Genomic DNA, 14,452 nt, shown 5'->3' with positions numbered 1-14,452 from the left:
TTGATCATTTGGCGAGTTTAAAAGTTGCGCTAGGTGGTATGCCGGGGAAATACATGGCTACTTCAGACCATCCCTAGCCCCATTAGTCTTGCTCCTCCAGCGAAGCGAGCTCGATGATGCTCTTGGCTTTGGTTCGATAGTAGGGACCCTGGCGCATTCTTGAAGATACGGGGTAGGAAACCCTCGTGATCGTGTTAGCGGATGGATTTTTTAAGTTGGTTGACAGGTTGACGTGGTTGACACCCATCACCATGGTTGACGCCATGCAGGTGTTCACTATCCGCAACAGATACAGCCACCTTTACCGAAGCTGTAACGATGGCCCTTTTTCTTCAAGATCCTTTCAATTTCAACGATTGAAATTTCAGTAACTTCCGGCACCTCCCACTAACTCGATCCCGCGGGTTTCATGCCCCGTACTGGAAGAAAAGCCTCAGGGTCCCCAGCAGCTTTTCAGCCCCGCCCACCTTCTGCACGAACGTAATGACACCGCCGAACGAGACACCGACTAGTATCAGAACCCAGAACGTTACTAACCAGAGGTAGGGAAAGCGCTATGGATATGGTTCGTGTCAACTCGTCGGCGATCACAGCTGTCGGCTACGACCCAGCTACAGGCAGGATGAAAATCACGTTCAAGCAAGGCCGTACTTACGACTACTGCCGCGTCCCGCCTAACATCCATCAAGGGTTGATGGGAGCGGGCTCGAAAGGCAGTTATTTCGATAGGATGATCAAGGATCGGTACCAGTGCTAAGCATGGGCATACAGGCGTATTTCAAGCCTAATGCACACCCAGCACTGGGGGCCGTGTATGCCCCTGTGTATGCCTAACCGACACACCACCACCATAACCCTTATAAACCGGGCACCTTACAGCCCAGTTCAAACGACGCCGGGGCACCATATAAAGATGAAAAAGCCCCAGGTCGAAAGATCTGGGGCTTTTTTGTGGCTGATTGGTTGATGGTTTTTTTGATGGGGGCAGCTCGCCGTGAGCATTGGGTTTGAACTGTCCGGAATTTCTGGATAGCTGTCTCTGGCAGAGCCAACCTCACAGATCATCTACCTGCCATCAGCTTAGGTTGAGCCTAACCACCTTCTCGTACCTCAGGCATGGGCACGAAAAAGAACTGATGACACACCCCCCCGGCGTGGACCTGGCGATTCAAACCAGAGCCCAGCACAACGTTAATAACCACCCCGATCCCCGAACACTGGGCTTACCGTATCTGGTACAGCACAGCAGCCCCTGGTTTGGGTTCGAAAGCCGGTACAGTGCGCTGCTGCAGTGGCATGCCCTTGGCATCCCAAACCAAGGTGTCCGATGGGTACTCGTCCTTGCGGGTCATGGCGTCGATTTGCTTGGCGATCACCTCCGAGCTTGCAGGCACTTCCGGGTTCCATTCGAATACGCCAACTCTGCCGTAGAACACAGCCGGCGCGTCGTTATCGAGGCGCCGGTCGGGGCACATGACCAAACCGCGGTCAAGCATAACCCGCAACGCGCCAACAGGTACCGCCTTCACCGTGGGCGTGGTGCGTTCGGTGCTGTGGCCTGGGCAGACATTGGCCGAGCGAGTAACCATCGCCTCGACCACTTCAAGATCGGATTGGGCCTGCGCCGAAACGGCAACGGCAGATAGGGCGAGCACTACCAGATTTGACTTCCAGGGCACGCTAAACCTCCTATGGAAAAAATACCCCAACGTTGCGGACTGCCCCCCACGTAAGAACAGTTCGTTGCCAGGAGGCACACTTGAGACCAACACGACATTTAGTTTGTTCCAGTTGCTGATTGATAGCCCTGGCTCTGACCGCGCAGAGCGCCTTTGCTCCTCATAACACAGGCAGCTATCGGCCAAAAATCGGACGCTTGTAAAGGGCAGACTCCAACTCAAGTTGCTGATCACCAGTGCCGGGCTGACCCAGGTTTGAAAGAAGCGCTCGGGACGGCATGGGCTAAGGGCCGGAGATGCCTTGCCGTCGATTATCTCCTCGCTGCCCATGACAACTTACCGCTACCGCCGCCGCCCCATCTTCTCTCCACGAATCCCCTGCCCCCGCCCTATAAAACGCAATCCCGGTAGTGCTGCTGGAACTCCCCCCTTGACCCAAGATGATCCGTCCACTGCCGGACAGGTTCGGCCTCTTGCTCGGTGAGTTTCATCTGCTGCAATTCATCATGAAGAAGGAACACAAAATCCTCTTCGTCCTGTATTCGCCGCACGTCCTGTAGGGTCCAGTGATGCTCGCTGATCAAATGGAGCCGAAGGTCGTCCATGGCTTCCAGTCTGGTCCAGATTGCCGTGCTGTCCTTGCGCATGCGCTCGGCGAAACACTTGAGTTTGTATAGCCCGAGTGCCATGCGGGTGTGTTGATCGCGCGGCTGCCCTTCCCAGCGGAGGTCGGGGTTTTCAATCAGGCGTTTCTCGTACTTATCAAGCGCCGCTACCCATTCACGATGGTGATTGAATTCTTGAACCATAGGCCGGGTCTCCACGACAGTCCTTTCGAGTGAAATCAAAACGATGTTACGGCTTGGCCTGACAGCTATTGGCGGCCAGGGTCAATTCCAGGCAGCAAAAAAGCCCGCATTCCAGGCTGTGTGGAACGCGCTCGGGCGCAGCTCAAAGTAAGTGCCCGACTCGTCGGGGTATTCGCTTTTCGGGGTGGCCGAGGGGCCTCCCCGAATAGCGGGCATCCGTCCTGTTTTCAGGTGGGAAGACAGCCCCTTGGGCTGTTGGGGAGCTTGACGGTGCAAGCTTCAGAATCGCCCACTGATGCCCAGCAAAGGCCCCTTCTGGACGATGTCGTAGACGAAGCCATCATGGCGATAATTCACCCCCATCGCCCGGTAACCGGCCACTGCTGAAAACCCGGGCCAAAACTCCCAGCCGGCCAGCGCTGCCAGGTCCCAGTCTTCCCGAGACTGCCCGGCACCCGCCATCCCCCAGGATGACAGCCAGAATCGATCGTTCACGGCATAGTGCCCACGCAGGCCTGCCATGGCGTCTGCCCATGTGGCGTTGTCAGAGCCGGATAAGCCACCGAGTGGTCCGCCATGGAAGGTGAGGGTGGTGCCGCTGTACCAGACACGTACGCCGCCGGCGACATCCAGTCGGCGGTTTTCATCACCCAGCACCGTGTAGCCGCCCCCCAGGAACCCGGAGGCTGTCTTGCTTTCGACCTCAAGCTTGGCGCCCCCCGGCAGGCGGTTGCGGGTGTCGGTGTCGATGTACATCAGGTCGGCGAGCACGCTGTAGGGGCCCCGACGCGCCTCCCCCATCAGCATCACCGACATATCGACCGTCTTGGCGATGTCGGAGAAGTCGGACTTTATGAACTGGGTGCCCGTGCTGCTATGACCCACGTGCCCACGAATGCCGGCGCCCCATACGTAAGGGCCGCCGTTGAACGTCCAGTCATCGTTGTCTGCCGCCATGGCGGGCCCGGCGGCGACAAAGGCGCCAGCCAGCAGCGCCAGATGGGCGTGCTTGCGCCACAAGGCCGAGCGGGGGTTGTCACTGTGCATGATGGTGTGTCCCTGATCAGTGCTGAGTCAGCGAGAGCGCCACGCCCTCGGCCGCACAGTCCTGTGTGGGCTTCAAGCCAGCTTTTTGTGCGGCCTTGACCTCTTCCTTCGCCGCCGCCAGATCCGCCAGGAACGCCGGATTGCTATGCAAGCTCGCAACCGTCGCAGCGCCCATGATGCGGCCCGCATCGACGTCGCTCTGCCAGTGGGCATCGCAGATGACGCGGCTCTGGCCGAATGACAACCCGCGGGTCATCAACTCGGTTGCACGGGCAGGCTGAATCTCGGCCAGCAACAGCCCCCAGGCCCAACCGGCGGCGGAGTGGCCGGAAGGCCAGGAACCATCCGTGCGCAGCAGCGGTTCCATGTCTTTGCGACAGGTCCCTTCGTTATGTGCCACGAAGGGTCGAGTGCGGTTGTAGGCATTCTTCCCGGCATAGGTGGAACCGCCCGCATCCGACAGGGTGCGCTGCATCAAGGTATAAAGATGCGGTGTATTTTTCTCGGTGATCGGCGTGCCCAGCGCACAGGCGAATGCGTTGGCCGGGCCTGGGAATGCCAGCTCCGCATCCGCCGCGGCGAGTTTCTCCCGAGCCGTACCGCGTAGCGACAGCGCTGCTCGCCGTGCCTCCTCATCCCGTGCCAGCGCCGCAGAGTCAGGCTTTGGTGGGGCGCCCAGCAACGCCAGGCGCAATGGCAGGTCTGCCGAGTTCAGATAGCCGGGGGCCAGCTTGAAGTGAGGGTCCGTGACCTTGGGCGCAGCATCGTCGGCAAGCACCAGCCCCGACCAGAGCAGGCCCGCCAGCCCCAACTGCTTATGTACTGTTTTCATCGGGTGTTCCCTTATCAAAACCGGTAAAGGGCATTCAGATAGGCGCCTGCGCCCACGTTCTCACCCGTCAGCGGGCTGTTGCGGGCGTCGGAGACCAGGGCGTAGGTCTTGATGCCGCCTTCCAACGCCAGCTGTGGCTGCCATTGCCAGGTGAGGCCCAGCTTCAGGGTCACGTCGCGCATCCCGCCACCTGGGTGATATTCCTCGAAGCCGGTACGCGCGGCTTGTTGGGCGGTGACGCCGAAGCGCGCCATCATGTCTTTCTCATTGCTCCAGGTGCCGTACAGGGTCGAGTCCAGGGTCAAGGTGGAAGACAGCGCGTAGGCTGTGGCGAAACCGGCTTCCAGGAATGCGGTACGCCCCAGGCTCTCGCCACCGTAATCCCGGCTCTGGCTGGCTTGCAGCCCACGAACAAACAGGCGGCCGGCCGGCAGCACCCAGTACGCTTCCGCCCCGACCAGGGCAGTGCTGTCCAGGTTACCCATGCCTTTGAGGTAGTCATCACGACCGCCCAGGGTGTGGATTCTTTCCTTGCGGCCCTGGTCGTAGCCCATCAGCAGGGCCACTCCAAAAGGTGACAGCCCCGGCAAGTCCCAACGCAGACCGTCGGGGAACGCGGCAGTAAACTTGCCCCAGTTTTCGGTAGGCAAAACCGCTTTGAGTTTCAGTGACGGGAACGCGGCGTAGTGTGAAGAACCTTCATACAAGGGGCCGACGGCGAGTCCGCCACCGACGGTCACCGAGGGCTCACTTGAGTCGTCTGCGTGCGCAGGCAACGCCATCGCAAAGGCGAGGGTCGCACTGGTCATGAGCGCCGCTTTATATTTGAAAGAGTTTGAACCACCGATGGTTGTCATTGCTTCTTTCCTTGGGTGTAAAACCAAACTTATTGGCGTGGGTGCCCAGTTATAAAAGTCGAACGTTATGAGTTAGAGCTCGACGGCCTGCGGCTTCGGGAAACTCCACTTTCCATTCAGAATTTGTTCTTTCGGCTGATAAAGCCTGACCGTGTAGTTCCAGCCAGGTGTGGTAGGCAGGCAATTAGCAATCTTCCCGTCGCAACCGCCGAACTGGATGACAATCGAGCCATCCTCACTTTTCCTCGCGGTGAGGTTGTTCAACGAATAGGCGTCATAGGGGTTCTTCTGGAAATAACCGTCGGCGTTATAAACACTGACAGACCAAAAACTATTGACCGGGACCTCTCCGACCTTGAGTCGGTAAATGGTTTTCCCATCGTTCTCAGGCATCACGCCGCCGAGGTAGATAGCGTCCTTGGCGGGGTTCCCACCCCAGCCCGTCGCGGTACCGATCAAGTGATGGATGGGATTGACCGCGCCCTTGGGGCCAAAGGACTGGTTGTAGTCAGGAATCGTCGAACCCAGGACCTCCAGCGCCTCACGCACCTTGGCCTGGCTCGCCGGGTCCCACTTAGGTACTACAAACTCGCCAACCTTGGCCTGGCTGACCGCGATGGAGTCCTGCAGTGCATGGACCTTTTCAAGGTCTTTGCGATCCGCGGGATCGAAGAACGTGCGCACAGCGACAAACACATAGCGTGTGCCGATGGCCTCTTTCGTCAGTGTCTGGCGGCCGGCGCCATAAGTGACGAGGGGCACGTAGTGGTCTTCATTGATCACCGCCATGGACATGAACCGCCCACCGGCCTCAGGCAAGGTGATCGTGACGGGGCCTGCATCGAGATCGAACACGGCTGACGAATAGAGCGTGTCGCGATTCATCCGGACCACATTCTGGGCGTCAATGGCCACCGCTTCGCGGCTATGAACAAAGCGGCCCAAACTGCCACTTGCGACCATTTTTCCCAAGTAGAGGTCGGACTCGGCACGGACAAAGTTATCTACACCTACCGGTATCGCCGCCTCCGGGGATGACTGAGCGTTCGCACTTCCAAAAACCACCAGCGCCATCGCAAGCGCACAGGCCGTGGATGAATGGGACATTTAAACCTCTTGGTTTTATTAGTTGGCGTTAATTTTTTGACTGTATAAGAACGCCTTGGCGCAAACTTGCCATTTGGTGCCAAAAGCAAGGTGAGCGCGTACGCGAAGGCCGCCCCGGAAAGGGGTGAAGTGTTTGAGGGGATGGGTGTTAGAAGAGGGGGTTAACGATCCTGTTTCAAGAGCGCGCGATAGTGCGACGGCGGGCTCCCGGTCCAACGCTTGAAGGCGCGGGTAAAGTGCGCTGGGTCGCTGTAGCCGACCATATAGGCAATTTCGGTCGCGCTGTATCTGCCGCTGGCAATCAACTGAAGGGCTTCACTGCGACGTGTCTCGTCACGTAAAGCGTCGAAGTCTATGCCGCAATGTTCGAGACGCCGCTGTAGCGTTCGAGCAGACAGCCCAATTTTTCTTGAAATAGAGGCAAGTTTGGAAAGCTCCTGATCGGCTATCTGCTGGGCGAGCACGTCAGCTGCGTCAGCGGTCGACTTCAAGGCTTGGGTGGTTTTCCAGGCAACATCTCGGAAAGGCTGCAGGGGGATCTCGAGCAACTCACGATCAAATTCGATCATGTTGTGCTCAGCGTTCATTACGAGGTTCGGCCCCAGGTGCTCTTCAAGCGCCTCGTCGCCTCGTTCTCGCGGATTTTTTAAATGTACGCGTATAGCGCCTGGCGCGCCGGACATGAGCGGCACTTTTCTAAGCACCGCCAGGGTACCGAAAATGACCTGCTTCGGATCAGCCCCGTGGTGCCCGGTAAAGTGTTGGATCAGTTTCGTCGTGCGCCCTTCGGTGACGATCTTTACTTCGCTTCCCTGATGCAGCAAATCCGTGTGCACCGCCGCCGCCGCACACGCCTGAGCGAGGTTCGTCGAGCCCAATATCAATTCGCCCCACATGCCGGTTGAGCGCATATCGGTGAGGTGCCCTATCATCGCCCCGCCGAAGGGGTCCTGTGCGATAGCGGCCATTTCATTGGCGATATGAAAGCAGGCCGCTCGCGGTACCCAAGCTTCTGGGTTTTGAAAAACATGCGGGGAAATACCGAACCGTCGAAAGAACTCCAGTGGCGACACCCCCCGCATACTCAGATAGGGGGCGACTTGCCTGAGTGTGCTGAGTCTGATGGCGGGCGCAGCATTCGTCATGGGTGTCCGTTCCTGGTTCTAAAGGCAATGCATTTGAAAACCGTCTTGGCATGCTGGCATAGCATAGGCAAATTGTTTGCCAAAATCGCGCGATCGACAGCACTGTCACCCTGAGCATCGATTCAGCGGCAAGCTCATCACTTACACACGAAAAAGCCCCAGGTCAAAGAACCTGGGGCTTTTGTAGAGGCGGGGCAAAGACCGCAACGCTCATCCTTCGCTTCAGACCCGAGCGGGTGACACGATGATTTTCACGTTGTGCTCCTTGTTTTTGACCAGTTCCTCGAAGCCCTGGCCCACGATCTGTTCCAACTGAATGCGCCCCGTCACCAGTGGCGTGATGTCCAGCCGACCATCGGCGATAAAAGCGATCACGTCAGCGAATTCACCGTTATAGGCCAGCGCGCCGAGTACCTGTTTTTCCGTCGCCACCAACTCGAAAAAGTTGAACTCACTGGGCTCCTCGAAGATGCCCACCAGTACGCACTTGCCGGCCTTGCGGATCAGGTCAATCGCGAGCTTGGCCGTGTGTTTGTTGCCGATGCATTCGAAACTGACATCCGCGCCGAGCCCGCCCGTCAGGCGTCGTACCTCGGCCAGGGCATCGCATTGATTGGGATCGAGCACATGGGTCGCCCCCACTTCCCGGGCCTTGGCCTTGCGCGCTCCGGACATCTCCAGGGCGATCACCTGAGCCGCACCCGCCGCCTTGGCGCACATGATGGTGCACAGGCCAATGGTGCCCGCGCCGACCACCACCACGTTTTGCCCCAGCAGGCTTCCGGCCTTTTTCACCGCGTGCATGCCCACCGCCAGAGGCTCGATCAGTGCGCCGGCTTCAGCCGGAAAGTTCGCCGGCAACTTGTACAGCAGGTTGGCTGGCACGTTGACCAGTTCGGCGAAGGCGCCGTTGTTCATCAGGCCGGTGAAAGCCAGGTTCTCGCAAATGTTGTATAGCCCGTGGGTGCAGTAGTAGCAGGTGCCGCAATGTTGGCATGCATCGGCCGCCACCGGCTCGCCGACGCTGAAGCCTTGCACGCCGGCACCGAGTTCGACGATCTCGCCACAAAACTCGTGACCGAGAATGCACTGGCCTTTTATCCCGGTCAGCGGGTGCGGGGCGTCAACCGGTATGAACACCGGGCCGGCCACGTACTCATGCAAATCCGAGCCGCAAATGCCGCACCATTGCACTCGGATCTGCACCCAACCGGCAGGCGGCGAAACGGGCAGTGGAACGTCTTCGACGCGGATATCGTTACGACCGTGCCAGACAGCGGCACGCATGCTGCGTTGCGAGTTGAGCGAAAGGGTCATAGCGAAGGCTCCTTGATACGGTTGGCACTGACGCGCCGGACGGTTTGCCAGAGCCAGAGCAAGGCCGGTGCCAGCTCCGCAAGAACGCCCGCACAGCCCTTTTTTAGAGCGGCCCAATGGAAACCACGGAGGGCCGCCATCGCGTTCAAATGAGACGCGCCATGCCAGACGGCACGCGATAGCGACGAGACCGTGAGACGTTGCGTCTCATCGCCAGCCCCGTTACCCACGATCGGCGCTCGATCAGGCCAAGCCACCGCTATGACGTTGTGTCAGCCCCCCGTTCCACCGCGCGCCCTGCTCCCGCCCGATCATCAGGCGCAGCCAACCAGCGCAACGACGCGCTCACCCGGTTGGCGTGTCCTGCAATGTCGCGCGCAGCACCTGCTCAAGCTGGGTAAAGAATGCGTGGATATGCGCCTGTTTCAACGCCTGGGGCCGGGTGACCAGGTAGACCTCCATCGGCGGCAGTTGAATCTCCTGGAACACTTCGCTCAGGCCCTCGGCCAGGATACGCGGCAGCACCGCCACGCCCATGCCGCGCCTCACCGATTCCAGCTGCACGGCAAATGAGTTCACGCGGATCGGCGCATGGTCCAGGCCGGCGGCCTTTGCCGCGCGCATTTGCGGCAGCAGGTCCAACGGCGGGAGCAAGGCGATACAGGCCGCCGTGGCCGGCGTCATCGCCGGAAAACGTTGCAGGTAACCGGCATCGGCGAAGACGCCATAGGCCAGCGTGCCCAGCGCTCGATAAATCAGCGAGGGCTCACCCAGATGCGCTGTGCGCACGGCGATGTCGGCCACGCCACGTACGATCTTGTGAAAGTCGGTGGTGATCTGCAGTTCCACCGAGCAGCCAGGGTGCAACGCGGTAAAACGATTCGCGGCCTCCAGTATGCAGGTCGCAAACCCTTCTCCCGCACTGATCAGCACGGTGCCGCTTAGCGCTGCCTGCGCCCCGCCCCCTGCCACCGTCGTCTGGCGGCGCAGGCCGGCTTCGGCCGCCAACGCCACGTCCACCAGGGATTGCCCCCGCGAGGTCAGCCAGCAGCCCTCGACCCCGCGCTCGACCAATGGCTCACCCAAGGCCGCTTCCAGTTGGCTCAGGCGTCGGGAAACGGTCGACGCAGCGACGCCGAGCAACTGGCCTGCCTGCAGAAAGCTGCCCCGCCGCGAGACCGCCAACAGCAGGCGCAGATCATCCCAATTTGCTTGCAGCGCCATATCCGTGTTCTTCCCTGGTCTGCAAATGTGCAAAGCCATTATGCAGCAGTCGCCGTTTTCCGAGCGCGGTCTCAGCGGTATATCTAGCGGCCTTTCAAACCATGGATATGGCCTGTATGAACACGAACCCCAACCGCTTGCGCAGCACCTTTGTGACAGGTGCCACCGGCTTGCTGGGCAACAACCTGGTCAGGGAGCTGGTCGCACGCGGCTATGCGGTCAAGGCGCTAGTGCGCTCGCAGGCCAAGGGCGAACAGCAGTTCAACGACCTGCCGAGCGTGGAACGGGTGGTGGGTGACATGGCTGACGTCGATACGTTTGCGGCGGCCCTGCAAGGCTGCGACACGGTGTTCCATTGCGCGGCGTTCTTTCGCGATAACTACAAGGGCGGCAGCCATTGGCAAGCCCTCGAAAGGATCAACGTAGTCGGCACCCGAGCGCTGCTCCAGCACGCCTATGACGCGGGTGTCAGAAGGTTTGTGCATACCTCTTCGATTGCCGTGCTCGACGGTGCGCCGGATACGCCTATCGATGAGACGTGCCTGCGGGCCGAAGCCAATGCGGACGACTACTACCGCAGCAAGATCCTCGCTGACCGTGAGGTGCTGGCGTTTCTTCAAACCCATCCGCAGATGCACGCGTGCATGGTGCTGCCCGGCTGGATGTGGGGGCCTGGCGACCGCGGGCCGACGTCCTCGGGACAATTGGTCAAGGACGTCATCAACGGCAAGCTTCCGGGGCTGATCCCCGGCACTTTTTCGCTGGTCGACGCCCGCGATGTGGCCTGGGCACTCATTGCCGCCGCCCAGAACGGGCGACGCGGCGAACGTTATCTCGCGGCTGGCCGCAACTTGACCATGCGCCAATTAATCCCGCTGCTGGGGCGTATCGCGGGCGTCAAGACACCTTCCCGGCAACTGCCCCTGCCGGCGCTTTACCTGTTGGCCGCCGTGCAAGAGACCTATGCCTACCTGACCGGCAAGCCCATTTTGCTGAGCATGGCGACCTTGCGACTATTGATACGAGAAGAGCACCGCACCTGCTTTAACCACCGCAAGAGTGAAGACGAGCTGGGCCTGAGTTTTCGTACCTTGGAACAGACCCTCACCGACACGGTGGCTTGGTACCAGCAACACGGCAGGGGGTAAAAACCAGGCCAAAAAGCCCAACGCCAGTCAGTTAAAGCTTTTCTGTAGGAGCGAGCTTGCTCGCTCCTACAGAAGACGATGTACGCTTAACTGGCTGGCATTATTTTTGGATCAACGCTTGCGCAACGCCTCCAACCGCGCCGGCAGGTCTTCCTCGGGGAATCGCTCATGCAAGGCCAGCAGCTTCTCATCCGCCGCCTTGGTTTCCCCTGCCAGACGCAGGTTCACAATCTCCTGCAACCCTTCCTCCAACGAAGGCACTGCCACCGGCGCGCGCTTGCTCAGCTTCACCGCCGATTGATCCGCCAGCGCTCCGGCAATCTCAGCCTGAACCGGCGCACGCTCAGCCTGGGGGGCGGCGGCGATTCGAGCCATCGGCGCAGGTGCAGGCAACGCTTGCGGCGCAGGGCGGGCAGCTTCTTCGTGCAGGGCGGAAAAGGTCGCCGTGGAGATTTCGGGTTGCGGCACTGGCGAGCGCATCACCACACCGATCATCAGCGCCAGGCCGGCCACGGTGGCGAATGCCATCTGCCAGCGCGGGCGTTGGCAGGCTTGCAACCAACGTTGCCACAAGCTCGGTTGCGGCGCTGGGGCCTCGCGGCGCGCGGCGTTGAGGATGAAGGCGTCGATGGACGCTGGCGGTTCGCCGCCGCTGTGCTGACGAAAATGCTGGAGCAGCAAGTCGTCGGGATCCGGGGTGTGTCGGGAGTCGGTCATGCGGGTATCTCCTCGGCCAGCAGGCGCCGGAGTTTCTGCTGGGCGTAACGCAGGCGGCTTTTTACGGTTTCCAGCGGGGCTTTGGTGAGGGCAGCGATTTGCGGCACTTCGAGGTCGCCATGCAAGCGCAGCAGGAAGACTTCGCGCTGGTCTTCGGGCAGGTCTTGCAGCGCGGCTTCGAGGCGCGCCTGGTCGCGGCTCAGGCTCAGTTGCTGCTCGGGGCCGGCCGTGTCGTCGGGCTGAGCATGCAACTGCTCATCGTAGCTGTCGTGCAACGGGTTGTGGATGCCGTGCTTGCGCCAATGGTCAATGAGGCGGTTGCGGGCGATCTGAAACAGCCATGTACGAAAACTCGCCCGGCCTTGTGGCTGGGTGGTGCTGCGGATCAGGCTGAGCCAGGTGTCCTGATAGATTTCCTCGGCCAGCTCGGCCTTGTTGCTCAGGGACACGAGGAAGCGATAGAGACCTTGGCGGTGCCGCGCGTACAAGGCTTCGAATGCGGCGGCGTCACCGGTTCGGTAGCGGGCCAGCAGCGATTCGTCGCTGGGTGAATCATCTGGAACAGCCATGTAGGGGGCGAACTCCTTTTTAAAGTTGAACCCGATCTAAATGTGGAAGGATCAAAACTTTTCCTTAAACAACCGCATTTTTGTGGCGAGCGGGCTTGCCCCGCGTTGGGCTGCGTAGCAGCCCCAATAAAAGCGCTGCAGTGTGTCAGGCAGCTCCGGGGCTGTGTTTTGGGGCTGCTGCGCAGCCCAACGCGGGGCAAGCCCGCTCGCCACAACAGCCCGCTCGCCACAGGCGATTCCAGTTTGCTGCGCCACAGCGCCAAGCCGGAGATTTATAGGGACCTGCCACATTTGATCAGTGTCATGTTCGAGATCAGGGTTTGAGACCTTGGGCCAGTTCCACCAGTTGCACGAACTCGTTGCGCAGCCCGAACGGGTCATCGCCACGGGCCGAGCGCGCCAGTGCGGCAGTGTCCTGCAAACTCATGCTGCCAGTGTAGCGGCCATCGCCCTTGAGCTGTTGGGCGAAGGCCGCCACGGCCGCGGAGAAGCGCAGGTCGTCACTGGCCTTGGTGGTTACGTTGCTGACGGGCCGTTCGATCAGTTGGCTGTCACCTCCCGCAGCAGGCTTGTAGCGCACACGCACCATGGCCAGTTCGCCCGTGTTGTGTTCAGCCTTCGGCTCGCGGGTGTAACGCAAAGGCTCCAACCAACCTTTCTCGCCCTTCGGCACAATTTCGTACAGCGCGGTAACCGTGTGCCCCGCGCCGATTTCGCCAGCGTCGACTTTGTCGTTGTTGAAATCCTCACGCTTCAGCGCACGGTTTTCATAGCCCAGCAGGCGATATTCACTGACACGCGCCGGGTTGAATTCCACCTGCAACTTCACATCCCGCGCCACCACCGACAGGGTCGAACTGAGTTGATCCACCAGCACTTTGCGGGCTTCACGCAGGTTGTCGATGTAGGCGTAGTTACCATCGCCCGCATCGGCCAGTTGTTCCATCAAGTGTTCGTTGTAGTTATCCACACCGAAGCCCAGGGTGGTCAGCGAAACGCCGCTTTTACGCTGGTCGACGGCCATTTGCTTGAGGCTGTCGAAGTCGCTGACGCCCACGTTGAAGTCACCGTCGGTGGCCAGCAGGATGCGGTTGATGCCCTTGTCGATAAACCCCTTGCGGGCCATCTGGTAGGCCAGTTCGATGCCGGATGCGCCGGCGGTGGCACCACCGGCAGTGAGCTGGTCGATAGCACTGCGGATCTTGGCCTTGTCGCGACCGGAAGTCGGTTCGAGCACCACGCGGGACTCGCCGGCGTAGACCACCAACGACACACGGTCCTGGTCGCGCAGTTGATCTACCAGCACTTTCAGGGTGCTTTTCACCAGAGGCAAACCTTCGCGGCGGTCCATGGAGCCGGACACATCCACCAGAAACACCAGATTGGCCGGCGCCAGGTCGGCCACAGCGCGGTCAGAGGCCTTGATGCCAATGCGCAGCAGTTGAGTGCGGGGGTTCCATGGGGTGGCGGCGACTTCGGTGGTCACGCCAAAGGGTGAGCCGTCGGTGGGCAACGCGTAGCTGTAGGGGAAATAGTTGACCATTTCCTCCAATCGCACAGCGCCTTCGGGCGGCAGGCTGCCTTGATTGAGGAAACGTCGTACGTTGGCGTAGCTGCCGGTGTCGACATCGACGCTGAACGTCGAGACGGGCGTTTCCGCCACACGGTGCACGGGGTTGTCCGGCAGGTTTTCGTATTGCTCACGGGGCTCGCTGCGATAGTCCAGCACGGCGGATTCCTGCACGAGCATCGGCGCAGGCATCGCCACGCGCTTGACCAAAGCGCCCTGGACCTGCGCGCTGTGCAGCTCGGCGATGGGCGCAGGCTCAATCGGCTGGGCGACCTCAGGGGCTGACGACAGCCCGCACCCGGCCAGTGTAACCAGCAAGGTAACGGCAAAGCCCTGGGCCGCAGGACGCAACAACAGCAGAGTGTGGGACATGAGCTGAACCTCGTGAATGAATAATCCGTTCACAAGGTCAGACGCAAGCTTAGGGCGGT

General features: G+C 60.3%; 14 protein-coding genes. 2 read left to right on the top strand and 12 right to left on the bottom strand.

Features of this window, described 5'->3' with window-relative positions:
- Positions 1-556 precede the first annotated feature (556 nt).
- Positions 557-757 carry a KTSC domain-containing protein gene (locus AC1Q6I_RS23980; protein ID WP_102625788.1) on the top strand — a complete coding sequence of 67 codons (201 nt, stop codon included), beginning with the start codon at positions 557-559 and terminating at the stop codon, positions 755-757.
- 466 nt (positions 758-1,223) lie between these two features.
- On the opposite strand, the gene AC1Q6I_RS23975 is transcribed toward AC1Q6I_RS23980, so the two are convergent.
- From AC1Q6I_RS23975 to AC1Q6I_RS23935, 9 genes are all read right to left on the bottom strand, one after another.
- Positions 1,224-1,679: a hypothetical protein gene (locus AC1Q6I_RS23975; RefSeq protein WP_102625789.1), complete on the bottom strand. Its 456-nt coding sequence runs from the start codon at positions 1,677-1,679 to the stop codon at positions 1,224-1,226.
- A 389-nt stretch (positions 1,680-2,068) separates the two neighbouring features.
- Entirely contained in the window at positions 2,069-2,488 is a 420-nt protein-coding gene (locus AC1Q6I_RS23970) for a hypothetical protein (protein ID WP_102625230.1), read from the bottom strand.
- 279 nt (positions 2,489-2,767) lie between these two features.
- Entirely contained in the window at positions 2,768-3,538 is a 771-nt protein-coding gene (locus AC1Q6I_RS23965; protein WP_102625231.1) for a hypothetical protein, read from the bottom strand.
- Between the two features lie 13 nt (positions 3,539-3,551).
- Positions 3,552-4,367 carry an acid phosphatase gene (locus AC1Q6I_RS23960; protein ID WP_024072723.1) on the bottom strand — a complete coding sequence of 272 codons (816 nt, stop codon included), beginning with the start codon at positions 4,365-4,367 and terminating at the stop codon, positions 3,552-3,554.
- A gap of 14 nt (positions 4,368-4,381) precedes the next feature.
- Complete coding sequence (locus tag AC1Q6I_RS23955) at positions 4,382-5,224, bottom strand: MipA/OmpV family protein (protein WP_102625232.1); 843 nt, start codon at positions 5,222-5,224, stop codon at positions 4,382-4,384.
- A 72-nt stretch (positions 5,225-5,296) separates the two neighbouring features.
- The gene (locus AC1Q6I_RS23950) at positions 5,297-6,331 is read right to left on the bottom strand and encodes a DUF1254 domain-containing protein (protein ID WP_069074992.1); all 1,035 of its coding nucleotides are present in this window, start codon (positions 6,329-6,331) and stop codon (positions 5,297-5,299) included.
- Between the two features lie 161 nt (positions 6,332-6,492).
- Positions 6,493-7,476: a helix-turn-helix domain-containing protein gene (locus AC1Q6I_RS23945; protein ID WP_102625233.1), complete on the bottom strand. Its 984-nt coding sequence runs from the start codon at positions 7,474-7,476 to the stop codon at positions 6,493-6,495.
- Between the two features lie 222 nt (positions 7,477-7,698).
- Positions 7,699-8,763 carry a 2,3-butanediol dehydrogenase gene (locus tag AC1Q6I_RS23940; RefSeq protein ID WP_223817903.1) on the bottom strand — a complete coding sequence of 355 codons (1,065 nt, stop codon included), beginning with the start codon at positions 8,761-8,763 and terminating at the stop codon, positions 7,699-7,701.
- 375 nt (positions 8,764-9,138) lie between these two features.
- Positions 9,139-10,017: a LysR family transcriptional regulator gene (locus AC1Q6I_RS23935; protein ID WP_102625234.1), complete on the bottom strand. Its 879-nt coding sequence runs from the start codon at positions 10,015-10,017 to the stop codon at positions 9,139-9,141.
- Between the two features lie 116 nt (positions 10,018-10,133).
- Between AC1Q6I_RS23935 and AC1Q6I_RS23930 the strand changes: the two genes are divergently transcribed.
- Positions 10,134-11,165: an SDR family oxidoreductase gene (locus AC1Q6I_RS23930; RefSeq protein ID WP_102625235.1), complete on the top strand. Its 1,032-nt coding sequence runs from the start codon at positions 10,134-10,136 to the stop codon at positions 11,163-11,165.
- Positions 11,166-11,276: 111 nt separating this feature from the next.
- Here the strand turns inward: AC1Q6I_RS23930 and AC1Q6I_RS23925 are convergent, their stop codons facing one another.
- The 3 genes from AC1Q6I_RS23925 to AC1Q6I_RS23915 all read right to left on the bottom strand — a co-directional run bounded on the left by AC1Q6I_RS23925 (position 11,277) and on the right by AC1Q6I_RS23915 (position 14,393).
- Positions 11,277-11,882, bottom strand: coding sequence for a hypothetical protein (locus tag AC1Q6I_RS23925; protein ID WP_069074988.1), 606 nt, complete (start codon positions 11,880-11,882; stop codon positions 11,277-11,279).
- Positions 11,879-12,451, bottom strand: coding sequence for an RNA polymerase sigma factor (locus AC1Q6I_RS23920; RefSeq protein ID WP_024072715.1), 573 nt, complete (start codon positions 12,449-12,451; stop codon positions 11,879-11,881). Before AC1Q6I_RS23920 ends, AC1Q6I_RS23925 begins: the two co-directional genes overlap by 4 nt.
- Before the next feature lie 313 nt (positions 12,452-12,764).
- Complete coding sequence (locus tag AC1Q6I_RS23915) at positions 12,765-14,393, bottom strand: vWA domain-containing protein (protein ID WP_069074986.1); 1,629 nt, start codon at positions 14,391-14,393, stop codon at positions 12,765-12,767.
- Between the last annotated feature and the right edge of the window lie 59 nt (positions 14,394-14,452).

This window comes from Pseudomonas sp. MPR-R2A5, from assembly GCF_058793055.1.
This window is presented reverse-complemented; position numbering and strand designations above follow the sequence as displayed.

What these genes read in the sequence shown, in the direction of transcription:
- AC1Q6I_RS23980 (WP_102625788.1), top strand. Translation starts at nt 557, where the DNA reads ATGGATATGGTTCGTGTCAACTCGTCGGCGATCACAGCTGTCGGCTAC.
- AC1Q6I_RS23970 (WP_102625230.1), bottom strand. Translation starts at nt 2,488, where the DNA reads ATGGTTCAAGAATTCAATCACCATCGTGAATGGGTAGCGGCGCTTGAT.
- AC1Q6I_RS23960 (WP_024072723.1), bottom strand. Translation starts at nt 4,367, where the DNA reads ATGAAAACAGTACATAAGCAGTTGGGGCTGGCGGGCCTGCTCTGGTCG.
- AC1Q6I_RS23955 (WP_102625232.1), bottom strand. Translation starts at nt 5,224, where the DNA reads ATGACAACCATCGGTGGTTCAAACTCTTTCAAATATAAAGCGGCGCTC.
- AC1Q6I_RS23950 (WP_069074992.1), bottom strand. Translation starts at nt 6,331, where the DNA reads ATGTCCCATTCATCCACGGCCTGTGCGCTTGCGATGGCGCTGGTGGTT.
- AC1Q6I_RS23945 (WP_102625233.1), bottom strand. Translation starts at nt 7,476, where the DNA reads ATGACGAATGCTGCGCCCGCCATCAGACTCAGCACACTCAGGCAAGTC.
- AC1Q6I_RS23940 (WP_223817903.1), bottom strand. Translation starts at nt 8,763, where the DNA reads ATGCGTGCCGCTGTCTGGCACGGTCGTAACGATATCCGCGTCGAAGAC.
- AC1Q6I_RS23935 (WP_102625234.1), bottom strand. Translation starts at nt 10,017, where the DNA reads ATGGCGCTGCAAGCAAATTGGGATGATCTGCGCCTGCTGTTGGCGGTC.
- AC1Q6I_RS23930 (WP_102625235.1), top strand. Translation starts at nt 10,134, where the DNA reads ATGAACACGAACCCCAACCGCTTGCGCAGCACCTTTGTGACAGGTGCC.
- AC1Q6I_RS23925 (WP_069074988.1), bottom strand. Translation starts at nt 11,882, where the DNA reads ATGACCGACTCCCGACACACCCCGGATCCCGACGACTTGCTGCTCCAG.
- AC1Q6I_RS23920 (WP_024072715.1), bottom strand. Translation starts at nt 12,451, where the DNA reads ATGGCTGTTCCAGATGATTCACCCAGCGACGAATCGCTGCTGGCCCGC.
- AC1Q6I_RS23915 (WP_069074986.1), bottom strand. Translation starts at nt 14,393, where the DNA reads ATGTCCCACACTCTGCTGTTGTTGCGTCCTGCGGCCCAGGGCTTTGCC.